This is a genomic window from Gemmatimonadales bacterium (genome assembly GCA_035502185.1).
In the GTDB taxonomy this organism is placed as follows: domain Bacteria; phylum Gemmatimonadota; class Gemmatimonadetes; order Gemmatimonadales; family JACORV01; genus Fen-1245.
The window spans coordinates 1-22554 of record DATJUT010000088.1 but is presented as its reverse complement, the minus strand read 5'-3'; the positions used below and the strand labels follow the sequence as shown (position 1 = coordinate 22554).

Sequence of the window (22554 nt, the reverse complement as noted above, 5' to 3'; positions counted from 1 at the left end):
GCGGCCGAGCCACGCCGCAGCGCGGGCGAGGGCGTTCCCGGGCCGAAAGGGGGGTCGGTGGACGAGCCGTGGGTCGTGCTGAAGTTCGGCGGGACGTCGGTGGCGTCGGTCGCGGGCTGGCGGACCATCGCCGGCGAGGCGGCGGCGCGCGCCCAGGAGCGGCGCGTGGTGGTGGTGTGCTCGGCCCTGGCGGGCGTGACCGACCTCCTGGAGCGGGCAGTCACGGCGGCGCGCACCGGGGGCGAGGGCGAGGACCTGGCCCGGGTGGGCCGAGTCCACGCCGATCTGGCGGCCGCGGCCGGCCTCGACCCCGCCGGGCCCGCGCTCGAGCCCGTGCGCGTGGCGCTGGAAGAGGCGGGACGCCTGGTGCAGGGCGTGTGGCTCACCGGCGAGGCGCCGCCGCGCCTGGTGGCGCGGCTGCTCGCGATCGGCGAGCTGGCGGCCACGCGGCTCGGCGTGGCGATCCTGGAGTCGCTGGGGCTCCGGGCCCGGTGGCTCGACGCCCGCGACCTGCTCCGGAGTGCGCCGCGTCCGCTGGACGCCGACGAGCGCCGCTACCTGGCGGCGACGGTGCCGTCGGAGCGCGCCCCGGAGCGGCTCGCGGCCGTTGCCGGGGACGCGCGCGTCGTGATCACGCAGGGATTCATCGCGCGGACGCCGGAGGGGGACACGTGCCTGCTGGGCCGCGGCGGCAGCGACACCTCGGCGTCGCTCCTGGCGGCCCTGGCGGGCGCGGAAGCGCTGGAGATCTGGACCGACGTGCCGGGGCTGTTCACCGCCGACCCGCGGGAAGTGCCCGCGGCGCGCCTGATCCGCAGCATCGGCTACCGCGAGGCGCGCGAGCTGGCGTCGCTCGGCGCCAAGGTCCTGCATCCGCCGTGTCTCGACCCGGCGGCGCGCCACGGCATCCCCGTCCACATCCGCTGCACGCCGCACCCGGAGATGGCCGGCACGCGGATCGAGGGCGAGAGCGAGGCGCAGCCGGCGGTCACCGCCGTCACCTGCCGCCGCGGCGGCACGCTCCTGAGCCTCTCGACGGTGGCGATGTGGGACACGCCGGGCTTCCTGGCGCGCTTCTTCGCGCCGTTCGAGGAGCTGGGCATCTCGGTGGACCTCGTCGGCACGTCGGAGGCGGCGATCAGCGTGACCCTCGACTCGCTGCCGGGCGGGGTGGAGGGGCGCGTCTTCAAGCGGCTGCTGGCGGGATTGGGGGAGCTCGGCGAGGTGCGGGTGATTCACCCCTGCGCGGTCGTGTCCATCGTCGGCCGCCGCATCCGGGCCACGCTGGGGGAGATCGCGCCGGCGCTCACGGCTTTCCAGGAGCGACCCGTCCACCTCATCAGCAACTCCGCGGAGGATCTCAACCTCTCGTTCGTGGTGGACGAGGAGGAGGGCACGCCGCTGGTGCGGCGGCTGCACGACCTGCTGTTCGCCGCGCGCGGCGACGACCCGCGCCTCGGTCCGACCTGGGAGCGGCTGCGGGGCGCACCCGCCCCGGCGCCCGCGGCGCTGTGGTGGGAGCGCCGCCGCGGCGACCTGCTGGCCCTCGCGGCCGACGGCCGCGCGCGCTACGTGTACGACCTCGCGACGGTGCGCGAGCGCGCCCGGCGGCTGCGCCGCCACCTGCCGGCCGTGAGCCGCTTCTACTACTCGATGAAGGCCAACCCGCACCCCGCCATCCTGGACGCGCTGAGCGCCGAGGGCTTCGGCATCGAGTGCGTCTCGATCCAGGAGGTGGAGGCCGCGCGCGACCGGCTCGGCTCCGGGGCGCCGCTCCTCTTCACGCCCAATTTCTGTCCGGTGGACGAGTACCGGCGCGCCGCGGCACTCGGCGCCGAGCTGACGATCGACGGTGCGCAGCTGTGTGAGGACGACCCGGCGCTGCTGCGCGACCGCGGCGTGGCCGTGCGCCTCGATCCCGGCTGGGGTGCCGGGCACCACGAGAAGGTGCGGACCGGCGGGCCGGGCTCGAAGTTCGGGCTGCCGCCGGAGGAGCTGGAGGGGCTGCGCGCGGCGCTGGAGACCGCAGGCGCGCGCATCGTCGGCCTGCACGCGCACCTCGGCAGCGGCATCCTGGAGCCCGGCGCGTGGCCGGCGCTGGCGCGCCTGCTCGCGTCGCTCGCGGCGAAGGCCGGCGGTGCGCTGCGGTGGATCGACCTGGGCGGCGGCCTCGGCGTCCCCGAACGCCCCGGACAGCCGGAGCTGGACCTCGACGCGGTCGAGGCCGGACTCGCGCCGATCGCCGCGGCGCTGCCGGGCGTCGAGCTGCGGCTCGAGCCAGGGCGCTACGCCGTGGCCGAGGCGGGCGTGCTGCTCGTGCCCGTGACCCAGGTGCGCCGCAAGGCGCGCACGGTGTTCGTCGGCGTGGCCACGGGGATGAACTCGCTCATCCGCCCGGCGCTGTACGGCGCCTGGCACCCGATCGTGAACCTCACGCGCCATCCGGCGGCGCCGGACCTGTTCGCGCAGGTGGTGGGGCCGATCTGCGAGAGCGGCGACGTCCTGGGCCGCGACCGCTGGCTCGCCTCGCCGGCGCCGGGCGACGTGCTCCTGATCGGCAACGCGGGCGCGTACGGCCACGCCATGGCGTCGCACTACAACCTCCGCCCGCCGGCGGAGGAGGTGGTGCTGAGCTAGACGGAGAGCCGGCGGCCGGACCCGCCGAATCGGGTCTGCGCCCGCGGCTGCGGCCGGATGGAGCGGCGGCGGTCAGGCGGGCTGCGAGCGCTGCGGAGTGCTCTCCAGGAACGACCCGAACCGCGTCAGCTCCCCGAGCCGGCAGGACCACACGATCCGGTCCTCCCAGATCGTGGCGTCGGGGCAGCCGTCGCACATGTCCTGCTCCCCGCCCGGCAGGAAGTCCACCGGCTGGATGAACATCACGGTCTGGAAGCAGGCCCGCCGGAAGATCCCGGCCGGCCGGCGGACCAGCGAGGCCAGCAGCCGGCCCGCCGCCCGTCGCAGCCCGCGGTCGAAGGGCGCCATCGCGAGCACGGTCGCGCGCGCGCCCGGCAGACGCGGCCGGAGGTGCGAGAGGTAGCGGCCCGTGAGCAGGTGGTGCCCCGCCATCACCAGCTCCAGGAACTTCGGGCCCGCGTAGCCGAACAGCTCCCGCGTGTTCCCGACCCGCTCGGTGAGCATCCATTTGAAGGCGCCGGGCCGGACGGTGCCGCCGAGGTAGGCGCAGGGCGCGAAGTCCGGGAAGGTCTTGCGCACCACCCGGAGGAGATCGGTGGACAGGAGCGCCGGCGCGCGCGGGCCGTCGGAGAAGTAGGCCAGCCCTTCGCGCGCCACGGGCATGCCGTTCACCGTCCACCGGTACGGCAGGTCGGCGTGCAGCCGGCGGACGGCGATGAAGACCATGTTCTGCACGATGTCGATGTTGCGCTGCGCCCAGTCCACCAGCGCCGGCACGTCGCACAGCGTGTCCGGGTAGACCGTGCAGTCGAAGCTGCAGACGAGGCCGCCCGCCGCGGCCAGCATCGCGGCGTACGCCTGGCGCAGCCCGTTCAAGTCCTGCTCGCTCTTGCCCCGCCAGCGGCCCGGACGGCCCTGCTTGCTGTCCACGTGGAACGTGAATCCGAACGCGCCGGCGCGCTTGAGGGCCCGGAGCAGCTCCGGGGTGAGCAGGATGCCGTTCGTCACCAGGATCGGCTTCCAGCCGCGACGCCTCACCTCGGCGACGATGGCGACGATCTCGGGGTGCATCAGCGGGTCGCCGCCCGCGATGTTCATGCAGTCCGAGGTGCGCAGCCGCCGCAAGGCGTCCAGCTCCCGGCGCACCAGGTCGAGCGGCTTGTGGGAGTCCTTGACGTTGTCCCGGTAGCACCCCTCGCACGCGAGGTTGCACATCGCGGTGGGCTCGTACCACGCGATCGCGTTGTCGGACGTGCTCCACGGGAGCCGGTACAGCGTCTCGTGATCGAGCGCGAGGGCGTCCATCGCCGCCTCCTCAGGCTCCAGGCCGGTCGCCGCGCTTCGCACGAGGCTCGGGTCCGGGCGTCAGCCCGGCGTCAAGTCCGGGGCCTGGCGCCGGTCAGCGCCGCGAGCGGGGGCCGCCCAGCAGCCGGGCGGCGACCTTCCGGTGCCGCCTCAGCACCGGCTCCAGCGCCAGGGTCCTCAGCTCGCCGTCTTCGATCACCGGCCGCCCGTCCACCACGAGCGTGTGCACGCGCGTCGGGGCGCACAGCAGGAGGGCCAGGAGCGGATCGCCGGCGCCGCTGTAGCCCGGGTCCCTGAGGTCGAACAGCGCCACGTCGGCCCGCCGGCCGGGCTCGAGGGAGCCGACGTCGTCCCGGCCCAGGCAGGCCGCGCCCCCGCGGGTCGCCATGCGCAGGGCGTCCGAGACCTTCACGGCGTCGGCGCCGCGGGCCACCCGGCCGAGCAGCAGGGCCTGCCGGGCCTCGGCCAGGAGGTGGGAGCTGTCGTTGGAGGCGCTGCCGTCCACCCCGAGGCCGACCGGGCAGCCGGCCGCCGCCAGGGCGTGCACCGGCGCGATGCCGGAGCCGAGGCGCATGTTGGAGGTGGGGCAGTGCGCCACGCCGATCCGCTCGCGCCCCAGCCGCCGGATCTCGGGGCGGCTGAAGTGCACGCCGTGCGCGATCCACGTCCGGTCGGTCAGCCAGCCGGCGTCGGCGAGGAACTGGACCGGCCGGCGCTTGAAGCGGCGCAGGCAGTACCGTTCCTCGTCGAGCGTCTCGGCCAGGTGGGTGTGGAGCCGCACCTCGTGCCGCTCGGCCAGCTCGGCGGTCTCGCGCATCAGCCGCGGCGAGACGGAGAACGGCGAGCACGGCGCGAGCGCGACGCGGAGCATCGCGCCGCGGCGGGGATCGTGATAGGCGCGGATCACGCGCTCCGAGTCGGCGAGGATCTCCTCCTCGTCCTGCACGACCGCATCGGGCGGCAGGCCGCCCTTCGACCGGCCGACGCTCATCGAGCCGCGCGTGGCATGGAAGCGGATGCCGATGGCGCGCGCCGCCGCGATCTCGGCGTCGATGAGGCGCGTGCGACCTCGCGGGAAGAGGTAGTGGTGGTCGGAGGTGGTGGTGCACCCGGAGAGCATCAGCTCCGCCATGCCCACCAGCGCCGCGAGGTGGACGGCCTCCTCGTCGAGGCCCGCCCACACGGGATAGAGCGTCGTCAGCCAGTCGAACAGCTTCGCGTCGGCGGCCCCGGGATGCGCCCGCGTGAGGGTCTGGCACAGGTGGTGGTGGGTGTTCACCAGGCCGGGGAGCGCGATCGCGAACGGCGCGCGGATCGTCCGCTCGGCCCGGAGGCCGGCGGGCACGCGGGCGCCCACCGACCTGATCTCGCCGTCCTCGGCGTAGAGGTAGCCGCCCGGGATCCGGCGGTCGCGCTCGTCCATGGTGACGAGCAGCTCGACGTCCCGGATGAGCAGGGAGCGGGGCCGCGGCGCGCGGGGGCTCACCGCCCGAGCGCCTCGGCCACGGCGTCGAGGTCCGGCGGGACGTCGAGGGGCCGCGGGGCGGCGGACAGCGCCGAGCGGCTGTCCTTGAGGCCGTTGCCCGTGATGATGGCCAGGGCGACGGCGCGGCGCGGGACGACGCCCTCGCGAACGGCGCGCGCCAGGCCGGCGACGCTCGCGGCGGCCGCGGGCTCGGCGAAGACGCCGGCGAGCCGGCCGGTGAGCCGCATCGCCTCCCGGATCTCCTCGTCGCTCACGTTGATCATGGTGCCGCCGCTCGCGCGGACCGCGTCCACCGCCTTCTTCCAGTTGCGCGGCACGCCGACGGCGATGCTGTCGGCCATCGTCGTCGGCTCGACCGGGACGAGGGCGGCGCCGCTCCGGAACGCGGCCGTCACCGGCGCGGCGCCCTCCGCCTGCACGCCGAGGAGCTTCGGCGTGCGGCGGACCAGGCCGAGCCGGCGCATCTCCGCGAAGCCCTTCCACGTTCCCGCGATCGTGCAGCCGTCCCCGACCGACACCGCCACCCACTCCGGGACCGCGAACTCCAGCTGCTCGCAGATCTCCAGACTGACGGTCTTCTTGCCCTCGACCAGATAGGGATTCACGGCGCAGTTGCGGTTGTACCACCCCCACCGCTCGCAGGCGCGCTGGCACAGGTCCCACGCCTGGTCGTAGCTCCCGCGCACGCGCAGGACCGTGGCGCCGAAGATGAGCAGCTGGGCGAGCTTGGGCTCGGGCGCGCGCTCCGGCACGAAGATGACGGCCTCGAGCCCGAGCGATGCGGCCATGCCGGCCAGGGAGGACGCCGCGTTCCCGGTGCTCGCGCAGGCGATGGTCCGGCGGCGCGCCTCGACGGCCTTCACGGCCCCGATCGCGCTCGCGCGGTCCTTGAGGGAGGCGGACGGATTGCGGCCGTCGTCCTTGAGGAGCAGCGTCCGCACGCCGATCTGCCGGGCCAGCGCCGGCGCCGGGCGGAGCGGCGACCAGCCGACCTCGAGGTTCGGCAGGCGGGCGTGCGCGCCGATGGGCAGCAGCTCCCGGTAGCGCCAGTGCGACCGGTCGTCGCGCGCGGCGAGCGAGCGGCGGGTGAGCCGGCGCGCCACCGCCGGGTAGTCGTACTGCACGTCCAGGATGCCGGTGATCCCGCAGCGCGGGCAGGTCGTCACGCCGCGGGCGGGATACACGGCCCCGCACATCACACACTGGAGTCCGGTCACGTACGACATGGTGCTCCGCCGGGGTCGCCCGTCACGGCGCGATCAGCACGGCGCGCGCCGGCGACCCGTCCATCCCCACCAGGGGCAGCGGGAGCGCGACCAGCTGGTACTCGCCGTCCGGCACCGCCGAGAGGTCCAAGCCCTCGAGGATCACGGTGCCGCGTCGCGCCAGCGCGCGGTGCGTCGCGAAAGCCGTGCTGTCCGCCGCGTCCACCGACGCCGCGTCGGTGCCGTAGAGCAGCAGTCTCGGCAGGGCCTCGATCGTCGCCGCGCTGGCCGCCCCGCCGCCCGAGCGCACCAGCACCCGCTCCGCCCGCGTCTCGCCCAGCCGCGCGAGCGGCACCACCACCGCGGGCCCGATGCAGGCCTCCAGCGGGATGCGCTCCGCGGTCGGGCCGCCGTCCGCGAAGTGGAACGGTGCGTCCATGTGCGTGCCCGTATGGCAGCTCATCGCGATGTGGCCGACGTTGCACGCGGCGCCGTCCGCGAGGCGGCTCGTCCAGTCGTGCTCGTAGGGGCGGTCGCCCGGCCACACGGGGATCCCCGGGAAGACGGGCCGCGAGACGTCGAAGACGCGCGGCATCAGTGGCGGGTGGTGCGGAGCGCCGGCCGGCCCGCGGCGAGCGCGGCGATCTCGGCCATGACCGCGTCGCACTCGTCCTCCGTGGTGTAGAAGTGCGGCGCGATGCGGATCCCGACGCCCGGCCGGTAGTCGATGAGGATGTCCCGCGCGAGCAGCAGGCGGCTGATGGCCTCGGCGTCGGGCGGGTCCACCGCCACCGTGCCGCCGCGCCGGGCCGCCTCGCGCGGCGTCAGCGACGGGAAGCCGGATTCGTCGATTCGCTCGAGGAGCCGCGCCGTGAGGTGCAGCGAATGCGCGCGCACCCGCGCCACCCCGACCTCGTGGAGGATCCGCAGGCCCTCCTGCGCGGCGTACAGGCAGGGGATCGACGGCGTCCCGTTGAGAAACCGGAACGGCCCCTCGGCGCGGCGGATCGGCGGCGGCTCGAAGGCGAACGGGTCGGCGTGACCCAGCCACCCGGTGAGGCGCGGTGCGAGGTGCGCCAGGTCGGGCCGGACGTACAGGAAGGCGTTCCCCGGGCCGCCGCACAGCCACTTGAGACAGCCGCCGACCGCGAAGTCGACGTCCAGCGCGGCGACGTCGAGGGGCAGGACGCCCGCGGCGTGGTAGACGTCCAGCACGACGTGCGCCCCCACGCGGTGCGCCTTCTCCACGATCGCCGGTACGTCCTGGACGTAGCTGGTCTTGTAGAGGACGTGCGAGACGGGCACGAGCAGCGTCCGCTCGTCGATCGCCTCGACCAGTCGCTCGACCGGGACCGGCGTCACCACCAGGTCGGGCTGCGCGGCGTACAGGTACTGGACCGAGTGGAAGTTCCCATCCTCGAACACGATCCGGTTCCGCGGGGCGCGGGGCTCGAAGCACGAGAGCACCACGGCCTCGGCCAGCGTCACGTTCTGGTGCATCGTCACGCTGCCCTTCGGCGCGCCGATGAGACCGGCCACCGTGTCGCCGACGGTGACCGGCATCTCCCACCAGCCCTCCTCCCACGCCCGCACGCCGCGCTCGGCCCAGACCTGCGCATACCGGTCGAGCGCGGCGGCGGCGCCCCGCGGCATCGCGCCGAGGGAGTTGGAGATGAGGTAGGTCGTGCTCCCCAGGATCGGGAACTCGGCCCGCCACGAAGCGAGGGTCGCCTCGGTGGCCACGGTCGGCGCGTCGTCCGCTTCCGTCAGCCTTGCGCGGGCTCGCGGTACGTCCAGCCCGCGGCCAGGGCGGCCAGGATGCAGCCGATGATCATCTCGACCATCCACATGATGCCGTAGCGCGCGCTCAGCGGCTGGAACACGGAGTGCGCGAACTCGAGCGGGAAGCCCGAGGCGAAGCCCACGATCAGGCCGAGCTTCGCGGCCGTGCCCGGTCCGGCGCCCGCACTGGCCCGCAGGTGGGCGTACGCCCAGGCCAGCCCGTAGCCGATGAGCAACAGCGACACCAGCCAGACGACGAGGAACACGGGCACCGGAACGCGCGGCTCCTTGAGGAACCAGGCGTTCATGCCGGCGATGTCCATCCGGGCCTGGCCGACGATGAGGGCGGACAGGCCGAACTCGACCACCATGCTCCAGGCGAAGAACACGATGCCGCCGACCAGCGCACCGAGCCAGACGCGGCGACTGTTGATTGCGGCCACCGACTCCTCCGGAAGGGGGTGTGCGGCCAGCGGGGGTGCGGGTCGCAGGCCAATGCTGCAGCAAGAACCACCCGAGCGGAAGGGGCGCCGCCTGGTTAGTTTGTTCGCGTCCATGGGTCATCGCGCGTCGCGTGCACGCCGCCTGGCGCTCGCCGCCTGGCTCGTCGTCGTCGCCGCCCCGGGGGTGCGGGCGCAGCCGCTCCGGCCCGCGGGCACCGGCGGCCTGCCGGCGCTGGATCGCGCGCTGCGCGGCCTCGACCAGAACCGGCGGGTGCTGGTGATCGGGGCGCATCCCGACGACGAGGACACCGAGCTCCTCACCTTCCTCGCGCGCGGCACCGGGGCGGACGCGGCGTACCTGTCGCTGTCGCGCGGCGAGGGCGGGCAGAACCTCATCGGATCGGAGCTCGGCGAGACGCTCGGGCTGCTGCGGACCGAGGAGCTGCTCGCGGCGCGCGGCGTGGACGGTGCGCACCAGTACTTCACGCGCGCCTTCGACTTCGGATTCTCCAAGACCCTCGACGAGACGCTGCGCTTCTGGCCGAGCGACACGCTGCTGGCCGACGTGCTGCGCGTCATCCGCCGCTTCCGGCCGCAAGTCGTCGTCTCGATCTTCTCCGGGACGCCGCGCGACGGGCACGGGCAGCACCAGGCCGCCGGCCGGGTCGCGCGCGAGGCGTTCGACCTCCTCCGGGACTCGACCTGGGGGCCGCGCAAGCTGTACCGGTCCACCCGCTTCGACACGGCCGGCACGACGGTGCGGCTGGAGTCCGGCGTCCTCGACCCGGACGCCGGCCAGTCCTATCACCAGCTCGCGATGGCCGCGCGCAGCCTGCACCGGTCGCAGGACATGGGCCGGCTCCAGGACCTGGGGCCGTCGGTCACGCGGCTGATGCTGGTGGAGGACCTCACGGGCCGCGGCGCGGGCGGCGTGTTCGCCGGCGTCGACACGGCGCTGGCGCCGCCGCTGGCGCGCTACGCGACGCTCATCGACTCCGCGCGCACGACGCTCACCCCGAGCGCGCCGGGACGGATCGTGCCGCTTCTCGCGGCCGCCCTCGGCGAGCTGCGGCGGTACGCGCCGCCCGCGTTCCGCGCGGCCAAGGAGCCGGTGCTGGAGGAGGCGCTGGCCACGGCGGCCGGGGTGGTCGCGGACGCGATCGCCGACGATTCGCGGGTGGTGGCGGGGGAGCGACTCGCCGTGGTCGCGGCGCTGTGGAGCGCGGAGGGACGATCGGCGCCGCTCGACAGTGCGTCGCTGACCGCACCCGCGGGATGGGCCGTCGAAGGCGGGGGCAGCACGGCGGCCCCGACGGCGGGCGGCGTCTTCTCGGCCCTCGGGCGCGACGTTCCGGCGCGGCGCTTCGCGGTGACCGTGCCGGGCGACGCGCCGCTGAGCGAGCCGTACTTCCTGACGCATCCGCTCGCCGGGGCCCTGTACGACTGGTCGGCCGCGCCCCAGGACGAGCGCGGCGAGCCGTTCGGGCCGCCTCCGATCCTCGCCCGCCTCTCGACCACGATCGCCGGTGTCCCGGTGACCCTGGCGCGCGAGGTGACCTACCGCTACGACGACGAGGTGCGCGGCGAGACCCGGCGCCCGCTGTTCGTCGTGCCGGCCGTGGGCGTGGAGGTCGCGCCCCGCGAGATGACGTGGCCCGCCGCCTCCGACGGCGCGCGCGAGGTGACCGTGACGCTGACCAACGGCCGGCGCGAGCGCACCGAGGGCAGCGTGGGGCTCGAGCTGCCCGACGGCTGGCCGGCGGTGCCGCCGGTGCCGTTCAGGCTCGAGGGGGAGGACGCGCAGCGCGCCTACACGTTCGAAGTCCGGGCCCCGCGCGACGGGAGGCCGGGGGCCTACGTCATCCGCGCGGTCGCTGCGGTCGGTGCCGAGCGCTACGACCGCGCCTCCGAGCTGGTGGACTACCCGCACATCCGGCCGGTCGCGTTCGTGCGCCGCGCCACGCTCCGGATCCAGCTGGCCGACCTCGCACTCCCGGTCCTCGCGAGGGTCGGCTACGTCCGGGGCGCCGCCGACCAGGTCCCCGAGGCGCTCCAGTCCGTGGGCGTGCCGGTCGCGGTGCTCACGGCCGCGGACCTCGAGCGGGGCGACCTGTCGCGCTACGACGCCATCGTCGTCGGCAGCCGCGCCTACCAGACGGACCCGAGCCTGGTGGCGGCCAACGGGCGCCTGCTCGACTACGCGCGCCAGGGCGGCCGGCTGATCGTGCAGTACCAGCAGTACCCGTTCGTGCGCGGAGGCTACGCGCCCTTTCCGTTCACGATCGCCAACCCGCACGACCGGGTCACGGACGAGACCGCGCCCGTGACCGAGCTCGATCCGGCGAACCCCCTGTTCCACCGGCCCAACGACCTCGGGGCGTCGGATTGGGACGGGTGGGTCCAGGAGCGCGGACTGTACTTCGCCCACACCTGGGACTCCGCGTACCATCCGCTGCTTCAGACCGGCGACGGCGGCGAGAAGCTGGACGGCGGCCTGCTGGTCGCACGGCTGGGCAAGGGCCTCTACGTGTACACCGGGTTGAGCTTCTTCCGGCAGCTCCCCGCGAACGTGCCCGGCGCGTACCGGCTGTTCGCCAACCTGCTCGCGCTGCGGCCATCGGACGTGCCGGTGGCGCCGCGTGATGTTCCCTAAGCGCGCGGCGCTGCTGGCCGCGGCGCTGGTCGCCGGCGCCTGCGGCCGGGGCGGCCGGACGCCGCTGGTGATCTACTCCCCACACGGCCGCGAGCTGCTCTCGGAGTTCGAGCGCCGCTTCGAGGCGCTGCATCCCGACGTCGACGTGCGCTGGCTCGACATGGGCTCGCAGGAGGTGCTGGACCGGGTGCGCTCGGAGCGCGCGAACCCTCAGGCGGACCTGTGGTTCGGCGGCCCGACGCCGCTGTTTGCCCGGGCGGCCCGCGACTCCCTGCTCGAGCCGGCGGCGCCCGGCGGCCCGCTCTACCAGTCGGTGTACCGCACGCCGGCCGTCATCGAGTACAACAGCGCGGCGGTCCCGGACTCGGCCGTGCCCCGGGACTGGGACGACGTGCTGGCGCCGCGCTGGCGGGGCAAGCTGCTCATCCGGGACCCGCTGGCCAGCGGCACGATGCGGGCGATCTTCGAGATGGTGATGATGCGCAGCCTCGCCAGGACCGGCGACACGACCGCCGGGTGGGCGTGGCTGCGGCGGCTGGACGCGCAGACCGCGGAGTACGTGCAGAACCCGGCGCTGCTCCACGCCAAGCTCGAGCGCCGCGAGGGGCTCATCTCGCTGTGGGACCTGCCGGACATGCTGCTGCTGCAGCACGAGGGGCGGCGGTTCGGCTACGCTTTCCCGACCAGCGGGACGCCGGTCATCGACGACGCCATCGCCGTGGTCCGCGGGGCCCGGCACGCGGCGCTGGCGCGGGAGTTCGCGCGCTGGGTGCTGACGCCCGAGATGCAGATCGTGGCGGCCCGCGACGCCTATCGCCTGCCGGCGCGCCGCGACCTGCCGCCCGACTCGCTGCCCGCGTGGGTGCGCGCCGTCGAGGCCGCGATGCGGGTGGAGCCGGTGAACTGGGACACGGTCGAGGCGCACGGCGCGGCGTGGATGGACTACTGGGATAGGAACGTGCGCGGAAAGGGCGAGAAGTGAGAAGTGAGAAGTGGGAAGTGAGACGTTCAGGTGAGAGGTGAGAGGCATTGACGTGAGAGGGCTGGTGGTGAGTGAGAGGTGCTCATCGCTCACGCCGCTCCGCTTCTCACGTCTCACGGATAGGGCGCGCCCTTGACCGATCAAGCGTACCTGAGCCTTCGCGACCTCACCAAGTCCTTCGGGAGCACCCCCGCCGTGCGCTCCCTCTCGCTCGACGTCGCGCGGGGCGAGATCCTGGCGCTGCTCGGTCCCAGCGGGAGCGGCAAGACCACCACGCTGCGCCTGCTGGCCGGCTTCGAGGCCCCGGACGCCGGGACGATGATCGTCGGCGGGGAGGACGTGACGCACGTCGCCCCGGTCGCGCGGCGGTTCGGCATGGTCTTCCAGCACTACGCGCTGTTCCCGCACCTCGACGTCGGCGCCAACGTGGCGTTCGGGCTCCGGGCGCGGGGCGAGGCCGCGGCGCGGCGGGTGCGCGAGGTGCTGGCGATGGTGGACCTGGCGGGCTACGAGCGCCGGCCGGTGTCCGCGCTCTCGGGCGGCCAGCAGCAGCGGGTGGCGCTGGCGCGCTCGCTCGCGCCCGAGCCGCGGGTCCTGCTCCTGGACGAGCCCCTGTCCAACCTGGACCCCACGCTGCGGGAGCGCACCCGCCGCGAGCTGCGGCGCGCCATCCGCCAGGTCGGCATCACGACGGTGTTCGTCACCCACGAGCAGGAGGAGGCCTTCGATCTCGGCGACCGCATCGCCCTGCTCCACGACGGAGCGCTCGAGCAGGTCGGGACGCCGGACCAGCTGTACGACGAGCCGGCGAGCCCGTTCGTCGCCGGGTTCGTGGGCCGGGCCGTCGCGGTGCCGGGCGAGCGGCTCGGCGGCCGGCCCGGCTCCAGCGCGCTGGTGCGGCCGGAGGCGATGCGGCTCGTGGCGGACGGCGTCGCCGCCCCGCTCGAGGGCCTGGTGACCGAGCGCCGCTTCGTGGGCGCCCAGGCGTATTTCACGGTGGACGGCGGCGCGGGCGTGACGCTCGAGGTGCTGGCGCCGCGCCGGTCGGCCCGGGTCGGCGACCGGGTCCGCGTCGCGGTCGATCGCGTGCTGCTCTGGGTCGGCGACCCGGACGGCGCGAGCGGGCCAGGCCGGCCATGACGCTCCGCCGCCGCGCCGACCTGACGGCGCTGCTCCTCACGCTCGGCCTCGCCTGGCTGGTCGCGTATCCGCTGCTCCTGGTGGTCGCGCAGGCGGCGCACGCCGACCTCCGGAGCTTCTTCGGCGCCCGGTCCGAGTGGGCGGCGCTGTGGGGGAGCCTGTGGATCTCGGTGGCGAGCGTGGCGCTGGCGGCCGCCGTCGGCGTCCCGCTGGCCCTGGTCTTCGAGCGCTACGACTTCCCGGGCCGGCGCGCGCTCGGCGCCCTGGTCGCGCTGCCCGCGGTGCTGCCGCCGCTCGTGGGGGTGATCGCCTTCCTGTTCCTGTACGGCGAGAGCGGCTTCGCCTCGCGCGCCGCGCAGGCCGTGTTCGGCCTGGACCACGCCCCGTGGCGGCTGCGGGGCCCCGCCGCGATCCTGCTGGTGCACGCCTACTCCATGTACGTCTACTTCTACCTGTTCGCCCGCGCCGGCCTGGCCCGGATCGACGCCTCCATGGTGGAGGCCGCGGCGTCCCTCGGCGCGGGGCCGTGGCGCACCTTCCGCCGCGTGGTGCTGCCGCTGCTGGCGCCCGCGCTGTGGGGCGCCGCGCTGCTGACGTTCATGACCGCCCTCGCGTCGTTCAGCGCCCCGTACATCTTCGGCGGCTCGTTCCGGGTGATGACCACGCAGATCGTCGCGACCAAGCTGAACGGCGACCTGCCGACGGCCATGCTCGAGACCGTGATGCTGGCGGCGCTCGCCATCGTCGGCTTCGCGGTGGTCCAGCGCACCGAGGGAAGCCGCCTGGTGGTGACGGTGGGGAAGGGCACCGCGCCGCCGCTCACCGCCATCACCCATCCCGTGGCGCGGCGCGCGGCCGCGCTGGCGGGCTGGACCCTGGCCGTGGTGCTGCTGCTGCCGCACGTGACCCTGCTGGTGGTCTCGCTGGTGCCGCCGGGGACCTGGACGACGGAGGCGATCCCGCCGGCCTGGAGCCTGCGCAACTACGGCGCCCTGTTCGCCGAGCCGGAGCGGCTGCGCCCGCTGCTGAACTCGGTGTGGATGGCGGCGGCCGCCACCGCGGCCGCGGTGGCGCTGGCGGCGCTGGCCGCGCACCTCGCCGTGCGGCGGCGCGTCGCGCTGCGGCGGGCCATCGAGACCCTGCTGGCGTTGCCGTGGGCGGTGCCCGGCACGGTCGTGGCCATCGCGCTGGCCACGCTGTTCAGCGTCCGCAGCCCGCTCGCCGGCCGGTGGGTGCTCGTGGGCACGGCCGCCATCCTGCCCCTGGCCTACCTGGTGCGGAGCCTGCCGTTGACCGGCCGGGCCCTGCTCGCCGGGTACCGCCAGCTGGACCCGTCGCTGGAGGAGGCGGCCGAGTCGCTCGGCGCCGGCCGCTGGCGTCGGCTGTGGCGCGTCACCCTGCCGCTCCTCAAGCCCGCGCTGGCGGTGGGCGCGAGCCTCGCCTTCGTCACGGCGCTCGGGGACTTCGTCACGTCCATCCTGCTGTACACGTACGACACGCGCCCCATCTCGATCGAGATCCTCTCGAGCCTGCGGCTCGACGACGTGGGCGTCGCCGCCGCCTTCGGCGTCGTGCTGATGGCGGTGAGCGCCGCGGCGCTCGGCGTGGGCGCGAGGGCCGGCCGGTGAGGAAAGCCCTGTGGATCCTCATGTCCGTGGCGTTCGTGGACATGCTGGGCTTCGCGATGATCTTCCCGCTGCTGCCGTTCTACGCGCTGCGGCTGGGCGGACAGGCGTGGATCGTCGGCCCGCTGGTGGCGTCGTTCTCGATCGCCCAGCTGGCCAGCTCCCCGGTGTGGGGGCGCGTCTCCGACCGCTACGGCCGCCGGCCGGTGATGCTGATTGGCCTGACGGGCGCGGGCATCGCGTACCTGATCTTCGGGTTCGCCAACAGCATCTGGCTGCTGTTTGCCTCGCGGATCGTGCAGGGCCTCGGCGGCGGGACCACCGGCGTGGTCCAGGCCTACGTCTCGGACGCCACCAACCCGGCGCAGCGCGCCCGGGGCCTGGGCTGGCTCTCCGCGTCGACCAACGCCGGCGTGATGATCGGTCCCGCGATCGGCTCGCTCGCGAGCCACCTCGGGCCCGCGGCGCCGGGCATCGTCGCGGCCAGCCTGTGCGCGCTCAACGTGGCGTTCGCGTGGGCGTTCCTGCCGGAGTCGAAGCCCAGCCACGCGCGCGGGGCGAAGACGGGCATCCGGGCCGCGGTGCTGCGGGTCGTGCGGCACCCGACGGCGCCGCAGCCGCGGCTCATCTGGATCTACGCGGTGGGCATGGGCGCCTTCGCCTCGCTGTCGGCGGTGGTCGCGCTGTACCTCAAGGCGCGGTTCGGGGTCACCGAGCACACCATCGGCTACTTCTTCCTCTACATGGGCCTGCTGGCGGTGGTGCTCCGCGCGGTGATCATCGGCTGGCTGGTGGACCGCTACGGCGAGACGCGCGTGATGCGGGCGGGCACCGTGATGCTGGCCCTCGGGATGCTCCTCTATCCCCTGCCGCGCAGCATCCCGGTGATGGGCCTGGTGCTGGCGCTGGTCCCGATCGGCACCGCGCTGCTGTTTCCCGCGGTGACCGCGCTCGTCTCCCACGAGACCGACCCGACGGAGGTCGGCCAGACGATGGGGGTGCAGCAGGCGTTCGGTGGGGTGGCGCGGGTCGTGGGCCCGATGTGGGCGACGCCGGTCTTCCAGCTGGCGGGGCCGAGCTATCCCTTCCTCATCTCCGCCGTCATCGTGGCGTTCACGGGGGTGCTCGCCTACCGGGTGCCGGTCCGGCGCGACGCGCCCGCCGCCGCGCCCGCGGCGGGCTGAGCGTGCCGCGACCCGCCGCGTCGCGGGTCAGGCCTTCGCGTAGTGCGACTCGACGTACTCGTCCAGGATCCGTAGGAACTGCGGCACGATGTCGTCGCCCTTCAGGGTGGTGAGCAGCCGGCCGTCCACGTAGACCGGCGCCCGGGGCTCCTCGAACGTGCCCGGCAGGGAGATGCCGATGTTGGCATGCTTGGACTCGCCCGGCCCGTTGACCACGCATCCCATCACGGCCACCCGCAGCTCCTCGACGCCCGCGTACCGCTCGCGCCACCCGCTCATCTGCCCGCGCAGGTAGCCCTGGATGTCGCTGGCCATCTCCTGGAAGAACGTGCTGGTGGTGCGGCCGCAGCCTGGGCAGGCGGTCACCTGGGGCGTGAAGCTGCGGATGCCGAGCGACTGCAGGATCTGCTGGGCGACCAGCACCTCCTCCGTGCGGTCGCCGTTCGGCGCCGGCGTCAGCGACACGCGGATGGTGTCGCCGATCCCCTCCTGGAGGAGGATCGCGATGCCCGCCGTGGACGCGACGATGCCCTTGGCGCCCATGCCGGCCTCGGTGAGCCCGAGGTGCAGCGGGTAATCGCAGGCCGCGGCCAGCTTCCGGTACACGTCCACCAGGTCCTGCACGCCGGAGACCTTGGCCGAGATCACGATGCGGTCGTGGCCCAGGCCGCAGTCCTCGGCCAGCCGCGCCGAGCGGAGCGCCGACTGGACCATCGCGTCCATCGTGACGTCGCGCGCGTCGCGGGGCCGCTCGAGCGCGGCGTTCGCGTCCATCATCTCGGTGAGGAGCGCCTGGTCCAGCGAGCCCCAGTTGACGCCGATGCGGACCGGCTTCCCATGGCGGATCGCGACCTCGACGATCGCCCGGAAATTGTCGTCGCGGCGCTTGCCGCCGACGTTGCCCGGGTTGATCCGGTACTTGGCCAGCGCGGCCGCGCACCCGGGGTGCCTGGTCAGCAGCAGGTGCCCGTTGTAGTGGAAGTCGCCGATGATCGGCACGGCGACGCCCAGCGCGCCGAGCCGCTCGACGATCCGCGGCACGGCGGCCGCGGCCTCGTCGGTGTTGACCGTCACGCGCACCAGCTCGGAGCCCGCGGCGGCCAGCGCCGCGACCTGGCGCGCCGTGGCCTCGGCGTCCGCCGTATCGGTGTTGGTCATGGACTGCACGACGATCGGGTGGCTGCCGCCCACCTTCACGCCGCCCACGTCCACCACGATGCTGGTCCTGCGGTTCACGGGATGCTCACGGGAAGACGGAAGTATAGCGCGCCCGGCGGCCGCGGACGCCGACACCGGCCGGGGCGCCGACACGCCTCGGTCCGCCACAGACTGCAGCGTCTTGCAGTGCATTTGCACCATTGCGATCGGCGGTCGGCGGATTGCCCGGTCGCCACAATTGCGCTAAGTTGCTGGCTCGCAACGTCATAGCATCAATCGGTCCGCGGTCACGAGGCTGGCACTCGGCTTGCCCCTCCTGGTGCGCGGAAGCGCCGACACATCCTGGGGAGAGTGGTCACGTGATTGGACATCGACGGACGGGGCGCACCGGGTTCACGCTGGTGGAGATCATCCTGGTGATCGTGCTCATCGGCATGGTCGCGACCTTTGCGCTCCCGAAGCTGAACTGGTCGGCGTATCGCGTCAACGGAGCGGCGCGCGCCGTCACGGGCCTGCTGGGCCGGGCGCAGCGCATGGCGGTGACCGATCAGTACAACGTCAACGTGCTGTTCGACGTGGCGAACAATGCGCTCAAGGTCCACGAGGATGCGAACGACAACAACACCATCGATGCCGGCGAGCGGGTTCGCTCGTATCCGCTCGGCGAGGGCGTCGTGTTCGGCCTCGGCGGGGCGCCGGTCCGGAGCTACGCGCCGGCGCCGATCAGCTTCACCAAGCAGCAGAACGGGCTGCTGGAGATCGTCTTCCGTCGCGACGGCAGCGCTTCGGAGAACGGCGGCTTCTACATCACCACCACGACGGCCTTGAACTCCACGCGGCCGCAGGACGCGAGGTCGATCGAGGTGATCCGGTCCACGGGTCGCGCTGACTGGTACCAGTACACGGGGTCCCAATGGCTGCTGAAGTTCTGACGCGGCGCGCCGCTCCGCGCGGGAGCGAGCGCGGCATGACGCTCATCGAGATCATGCTGGCGCTGACCATCCTGGCGACGGTGCTGCTGGGGATGGGGCAGTTCGCCTTCAACTTCTCGCGGATCGAGCGGCAGTCCGAGGCGCGCACGATCGCGGTGAACCTCGCCCAGGCGCGCCTCTCGCAGATCCGGGCGTCGACGAACTACTCCGGGCTGTCGGCGAACTTCGCCGGCACGGAGACGTCGATCGTGGGGTTCCCGGGCTACACGCGCACGACGACCATCGTGCACACCGGTGGTCCATTGCCGACCTACACCAACGACTACAATACGGTCACGGTCACGGTGACGTCGGCGGCACTGAAGTCGACGGTCACCAAGACCGTGGTGGTGGCGTCCCCATGAAGCGAACGCGCGGCTTCTCGCTGATCGAGATGATGATCAGCCTGGTGGTGCTCGGCATCGTGATGGGCGGGGCGATCCTGTTCTTCCGGGGGGTCAGCCGGGCGGTGGCCGGCACCTCCGACCGGATGGACGCGATGCAGAACCTGCGCTACGCGCTGTCGACGCTGGACCGCGAACTGCGGAACGCGGGGGCGGGGACGACCGGGACGCAGCCGACGCTGGTATACATCTCGTCCAACATGGTGATGTTCAACGCCGACCTGGTGAGCCTGGTGGCCGGCTCGCCGACGGCGGTGAACTACGACCCCGACGCGAACCCCAACGCCGTCGCGGCGCCGACCACGTCGCAGAAGTTCTTCATCCCCGGCACGAGCATCCAGTACCCCGACTCGACCTACCGCACGACCGGCGGTGAGCTGTCGCCGGCCGAGACGATCACCTACTGGTTCACGCCGGATTCCACGACGGCGAACCCCAACGACTACGTGCTGCTCCGGCAGGTGAACAACAACGCCCCCGACGTGGTGGCCCGGAACCTCCTGCCGTATGCCGGCCAGCCGTTCTTCAACTGGCAGATCGCCGACACGCTGGGGAACCTGTCCTTCGTCGCCGGCGCGACGCTGCCGCTGCGGCACAGCGTGCCGGTCCACGGGTCGACGGCCGATACGGGCCTGGCGGCGAAGATCGATTCGATCCGCGCGGTCCAGGTGTACGCCTACACCACCAACGGCCTGACGGGCACGCAGCAGGTGCAGCGGCAGCTGATCACCACGATCGCGATCCCCAACGCGGGCCTGGCCAAGCAACTTTCGTGCGGCGACCCGCCGATCTTCGGCCAGGCCGTGACCGGGGCGTGGAACGGCGACCTGGTGACGCCCAAGATCACCCTGACCTGGCCGGCGGCCACGGACGAGACGTCCGGCCAGAAGGACGTGCAACAGTACGTGATCTACCGGCGGACCGCCGCCGGCTCGTTCGCCGACGCGCTCCAGTCGATCCCGGCCGGCCACCCGACCTACACCTACACGGATCCGACCGTGCTGATCGACAGCACCTACGTCTACCAGGTCGCGGCGCTCGACTGCACGCCGACGGAGTCCACCCCGGCGACGTCGAACACCGTGGTCATTCCCTAACGTGGAGAGGCAACCCATGGGCACGACGTCCAACCGCCACGAGCGAGGCATGGCCCTGGTCCTGGTCATGCTGATTACGGTCGCCGTGGCCGCGCTGGCCGCCGGCGCGATCTTCCTCACCAGCAGCTCGTACATACTCGCCAAGGGGCACGAGCGCGAGGACGACCTGCGGAACGCCGCCGACGGCGGCATCGAGCTGGGCCGCTCGGCGCTCAACGGCAACGCGGCGTTGTTCCCCGACAGCGGGTACGTGACGTACCAGAACGCCCAGCCGGTGCTCGACGCCAGCGGCAACGCGATTGCGGGGATCACGCGCAGCATCTACTTCGGGCCGACCGGCAACACGACCGGGCAGTACGGCATCTTCGGCAGCGTGCTGTCGGTGATCAGCGACCAGTCGGGCGCGGTGGTGGTGCGGCGCGGCGAGCTGGCCCAGGAGTCCTTCGCGCGGTATGCGTACTACACCAACAGCGAGGGCTCGGGCATCTGCTTCGGCAACGACGACCAGATCTTCGGCCCGATGCACACCAACGACAACATGTGCATCTACAGCAGCGGGGTGCACTTCCACAGCACGGTGGAGGTCTCGGGCACGATCACCGGCCTGAGCTACGGTACCTTCGACCAGGGGTATACGCAGCACGGGCAGGTCATCCCGCTGCCGACCATCGCGCAGCTGAGCAAGCTGGCCACCTACGCGACCCAGGGCGGGATGAACTTCACCGCCCCGAGCGGCGGGTCGGCGACGCAGTCGCGGCTCCGGATCGAGTTCGTCGCGCTCGACCTCGACGGGGACGGGCGGGTGACCGGCCCGAACGAGGGCTTCTTCAGGGTCTACGTGGACACCAGCAGCACCGCCGCCGCGATCGGCTACGCGACCGGCAGTGATCCGGCCAACGCGAACCAGGGGCTCAACTGCGGGGACTTCCACGTCAACACGGCCGCGGGCGTGACCGACACGACCTTCTACACGGCCTTCGACCACTACACGCCGGTCCCCAAGTACCCGATCGCGGGCAACCCCACGGGCGGCGGCACGGCCGAGAACGCCACCAACAACGCGACCAACCGCGGCAACGCGGGCACCTACTCGCTGCAGCGGTCCACGTCGCGCTGCTACCTGGGCGGCGACGAGCGCCTCAACATCGACTCGATCGTCTCGGGCGGCACCCGGTACATCAACCGCTTCAAGGCCGCCGACAAGTACGGCTACTGGGTGCGCTTCACCACGACGCCGGATGCCTCGGTGATCGCGGCCCTCGCCCGGCCGGCCTCCCGGGCGGTGGACACCACGCTGGCCACCCGGACCACGGAGGCGCAGTACCTGTGGCCGCTGGCGCGCCAGCTCAACGTGAACTCCAAGGGCGTGATCTACGTCAACGGGCGGGTGGTCATCAGCGGCGTGGTGCACGGCAAGGTCACGGTGGCCGCCAGCGACAACGTGATCATCGGCGACGACCTCAGGTACGCGATCGCGCCGGGGTCGGTGCAGTGCCCGGCGGCCGACATGCTCGGGCTGCTCTCGGCCGGCTACATCTACGTTGCCGACAACGTGCTGAACGACCCGCAGCCCTGGGCCTCGGGCTCGGCGTACCACAATTACTCCGCGACCCCGGACACCTACCTCCAGGGCGTGCTGCTCACGCTCAACTCGTTCACGGTGGAGAACTACGACACCGGCCCGACCTCGGGGGAGACGTGCTCCGGGTCGACGGACGGGCGCGGCTGCCTGTACATCAACGGCGGCATCATCCAGGGCACGCGCGGCGCGGTCGGTACCACCGCGGGCACCGGCTACGTGAAGGGGTACTCGTACGACCAGTGCGCGTTCCAGGCGCCGCCACCCTATTTCCCGACGACCGGGCGGTTCTTCCGGAACCGGTACTACGAGATCGACCCGGTGAACTTCAACGTGGCGGCGTTCTTCAACATTCTGACGCCGTGACGCCCTAGCACGGCCTTCGAGAGGGGGAGAGAGCGGCCGGCGTCGCCACGGTGGCGGCGCCGGCCGCTCGGTCATTGCGCGGGCAGCTCCTCGAGCCGGGCGACCGCGCGCCTGAGGTGGGGGATGACGATCGAGCCCCCGACGATCAGCGCGACGGCGAAGGCGTCGTAGAACTCCGGGTCGGTCACGCCCTCCTCGCGGCAGCGCACCACGTGGTAGGTGACGCAGTCGTCGCACCGGAGCACCAGCGACGCCACCAGGCCCAGCAGCTCCTTGGTCTTGGCCGAGAGCGCCCCCGCCTCGTAGGCGCGCGTGTCCAGCGCGAAGAACCGGTTGATCGTCAGGTTGTCGGCGGCGAGGATCGCCGCGTTCATCTTCTCCCGGAAGTGCCGGAACGCCTCCAGCGTGTCCGTCATCGCGCGCTCCTCTGGTAGACCGGGACGCCGCCCAGGACGGTCATCACGACCTGCGTCTCGAGGATCGTCTCCGGCGCCGCCGTCATGATGTCCCGGTCCAGCACGGTGAAGTCGGCGTACT

At 73.2% G+C, this 22554-nt stretch carries 18 protein-coding genes; 10 read left to right on the top strand and 8 right to left on the bottom strand.

What is annotated here, in order from left to right; translation table 11 throughout:
- The first annotated feature begins 57 nt into the window (after positions 1-57).
- A complete protein-coding gene (locus VMF70_11480; GenBank protein ID HTT68643.1) occupies positions 58-2637 on the top strand; it encodes a bifunctional aspartate kinase/diaminopimelate decarboxylase in 2580 nt (859 codons plus the stop codon).
- A gap of 72 nt (positions 2638-2709) precedes the next feature.
- Here VMF70_11480 and VMF70_11475 read toward each other — a convergent pair whose 3' ends face one another.
- The 6 genes from VMF70_11475 to VMF70_11450 form a co-directional block, all read right to left on the bottom strand.
- The gene (locus VMF70_11475; GenBank protein HTT68642.1) at positions 2710-3942 is read right to left on the bottom strand and encodes a radical SAM protein; all 1233 of its coding nucleotides are present in this window, start codon (positions 3940-3942) and stop codon (positions 2710-2712) included.
- A 94-nt stretch (positions 3943-4036) separates the two neighbouring features.
- A complete protein-coding gene (locus VMF70_11470) occupies positions 4037-5428 on the bottom strand; it encodes an 8-oxoguanine deaminase (protein ID HTT68641.1) in 1392 nt (463 codons plus the stop codon).
- Positions 5425-6654 (bottom strand): threonine synthase, encoded by a 1230-nt coding sequence (gene thrC, locus VMF70_11465; protein ID HTT68640.1) that lies wholly within the window; start codon positions 6652-6654, stop codon positions 5425-5427. Before thrC ends, VMF70_11470 begins: the two co-directional genes overlap by 4 nt.
- Before the next feature lie 22 nt (positions 6655-6676).
- Positions 6677-7228: a cyclase family protein gene (locus VMF70_11460; GenBank protein HTT68639.1), complete on the bottom strand. Its 552-nt coding sequence runs from the start codon at positions 7226-7228 to the stop codon at positions 6677-6679.
- A complete protein-coding gene (locus VMF70_11455; GenBank protein ID HTT68638.1) occupies positions 7228-8376 on the bottom strand; it encodes an aminotransferase class V-fold PLP-dependent enzyme in 1149 nt (382 codons plus the stop codon). The genes VMF70_11460 and VMF70_11455 overlap by 1 nt, the downstream gene beginning before the upstream one ends.
- Positions 8377-8399: 23 nt before the next feature.
- Positions 8400-8858, bottom strand: a complete 459-nt coding sequence (locus VMF70_11450; GenBank protein HTT68637.1) for a hypothetical protein — start codon at positions 8856-8858, stop codon at positions 8400-8402.
- A 112-nt stretch (positions 8859-8970) separates the two neighbouring features.
- Here VMF70_11450 and VMF70_11445 point away from each other — a divergent pair, with 112 nt between their 5' ends.
- The 5 genes from VMF70_11445 to VMF70_11425 all read left to right on the top strand — a co-directional run bounded on the left by VMF70_11445 (position 8971) and on the right by VMF70_11425 (position 16442).
- Positions 8971-11511, top strand: a complete 2541-nt coding sequence (locus tag VMF70_11445; GenBank protein HTT68636.1) for a PIG-L family deacetylase — start codon at positions 8971-8973, stop codon at positions 11509-11511.
- Entirely contained in the window at positions 11501-12493 is a 993-nt protein-coding gene (locus VMF70_11440) for an extracellular solute-binding protein (protein HTT68635.1), read from the top strand. Before VMF70_11445 ends, VMF70_11440 begins: the two co-directional genes overlap by 11 nt.
- 132 nt (positions 12494-12625) lie before the next feature.
- Entirely contained in the window at positions 12626-13633 is a 1008-nt protein-coding gene (locus VMF70_11435) for an ABC transporter ATP-binding protein (GenBank protein HTT68634.1), read from the top strand.
- Complete coding sequence (locus tag VMF70_11430; GenBank protein ID HTT68633.1) at positions 13630-15261, top strand: iron ABC transporter permease; 1632 nt, start codon at positions 13630-13632, stop codon at positions 15259-15261. Before VMF70_11435 ends, VMF70_11430 begins: the two co-directional genes overlap by 4 nt.
- On the top strand, positions 15258-16442 hold the full coding sequence (locus tag VMF70_11425) for an MFS transporter (protein HTT68632.1): 1185 nt from the start codon (positions 15258-15260) through the stop codon (positions 16440-16442). The genes VMF70_11430 and VMF70_11425 overlap by 4 nt, the downstream gene beginning before the upstream one ends.
- Positions 16443-16469: 27 nt before the next feature.
- Here VMF70_11425 and ispG read toward each other — a convergent pair whose 3' ends face one another.
- A complete protein-coding gene (gene ispG, locus VMF70_11420) occupies positions 16470-17678 on the bottom strand; it encodes a flavodoxin-dependent (E)-4-hydroxy-3-methylbut-2-enyl-diphosphate synthase (GenBank protein ID HTT68631.1) in 1209 nt (402 codons plus the stop codon).
- A 281-nt stretch (positions 17679-17959) separates the two neighbouring features.
- Between ispG and VMF70_11415 the strand changes: the two genes are divergently transcribed.
- Genes VMF70_11415 through VMF70_11400 form a run of 4 tightly spaced genes read left to right on the top strand, consistent with a single transcriptional unit; the run spans position 17960 to position 22017 of the window.
- Complete coding sequence (locus VMF70_11415) at positions 17960-18532, top strand: type II secretion system protein (protein HTT68630.1); 573 nt, start codon at positions 17960-17962, stop codon at positions 18530-18532.
- Entirely contained in the window at positions 18514-18936 is a 423-nt protein-coding gene (locus VMF70_11410; GenBank protein ID HTT68629.1) for a prepilin-type N-terminal cleavage/methylation domain-containing protein, read from the top strand. Before VMF70_11415 ends, VMF70_11410 begins: the two co-directional genes overlap by 19 nt.
- Positions 18933-20072 (top strand): prepilin-type N-terminal cleavage/methylation domain-containing protein, encoded by a 1140-nt coding sequence (locus tag VMF70_11405; GenBank protein HTT68628.1) that lies wholly within the window; start codon positions 18933-18935, stop codon positions 20070-20072. The genes VMF70_11410 and VMF70_11405 overlap by 4 nt, the downstream gene beginning before the upstream one ends.
- Before the next feature lie 49 nt (positions 20073-20121).
- Positions 20122-22017 (top strand): hypothetical protein, encoded by a 1896-nt coding sequence (locus tag VMF70_11400; GenBank protein ID HTT68627.1) that lies wholly within the window; start codon positions 20122-20124, stop codon positions 22015-22017.
- 71 nt (positions 22018-22088) lie between these two features.
- On the opposite strand, the gene VMF70_11395 is transcribed toward VMF70_11400, so the two are convergent.
- Positions 22089-22433 carry a carboxymuconolactone decarboxylase family protein gene (locus tag VMF70_11395; GenBank protein HTT68626.1) on the bottom strand — a complete coding sequence of 115 codons (345 nt, stop codon included), beginning with the start codon at positions 22431-22433 and terminating at the stop codon, positions 22089-22091.
- Positions 22434-22554: the final 121 nt, after the last annotated feature.

What these genes read in the sequence shown, in the direction of transcription:
- VMF70_11475 (HTT68642.1), bottom strand. Translation starts at nt 3,942, where the DNA reads ATGGACGCCCTCGCGCTCGATCACGAGACGCTGTACCGGCTCCCGTGG.
- VMF70_11405 (HTT68628.1), top strand. Translation starts at nt 18,933, where the DNA reads ATGAAGCGAACGCGCGGCTTCTCGCTGATCGAGATGATGATCAGCCTG.
- VMF70_11430 (HTT68633.1), top strand. Translation starts at nt 13,630, where the DNA reads ATGACGCTCCGCCGCCGCGCCGACCTGACGGCGCTGCTCCTCACGCTC.
- VMF70_11445 (HTT68636.1), top strand. Translation starts at nt 8,971, where the DNA reads ATGGGTCATCGCGCGTCGCGTGCACGCCGCCTGGCGCTCGCCGCCTGG.
- thrC (HTT68640.1), bottom strand. Translation starts at nt 6,654, where the DNA reads ATGTCGTACGTGACCGGACTCCAGTGTGTGATGTGCGGGGCCGTGTAT.
- VMF70_11460 (HTT68639.1), bottom strand. Translation starts at nt 7,228, where the DNA reads ATGCCGCGCGTCTTCGACGTCTCGCGGCCCGTCTTCCCGGGGATCCCC.
- VMF70_11410 (HTT68629.1), top strand. Translation starts at nt 18,514, where the DNA reads ATGGCTGCTGAAGTTCTGACGCGGCGCGCCGCTCCGCGCGGGAGCGAG.
- VMF70_11400 (HTT68627.1), top strand. Translation starts at nt 20,122, where the DNA reads ATGGCCCTGGTCCTGGTCATGCTGATTACGGTCGCCGTGGCCGCGCTG.
- VMF70_11395 (HTT68626.1), bottom strand. Translation starts at nt 22,433, where the DNA reads ATGACGGACACGCTGGAGGCGTTCCGGCACTTCCGGGAGAAGATGAAC.
- VMF70_11440 (HTT68635.1), top strand. Translation starts at nt 11,501, where the DNA reads ATGTTCCCTAAGCGCGCGGCGCTGCTGGCCGCGGCGCTGGTCGCCGGC.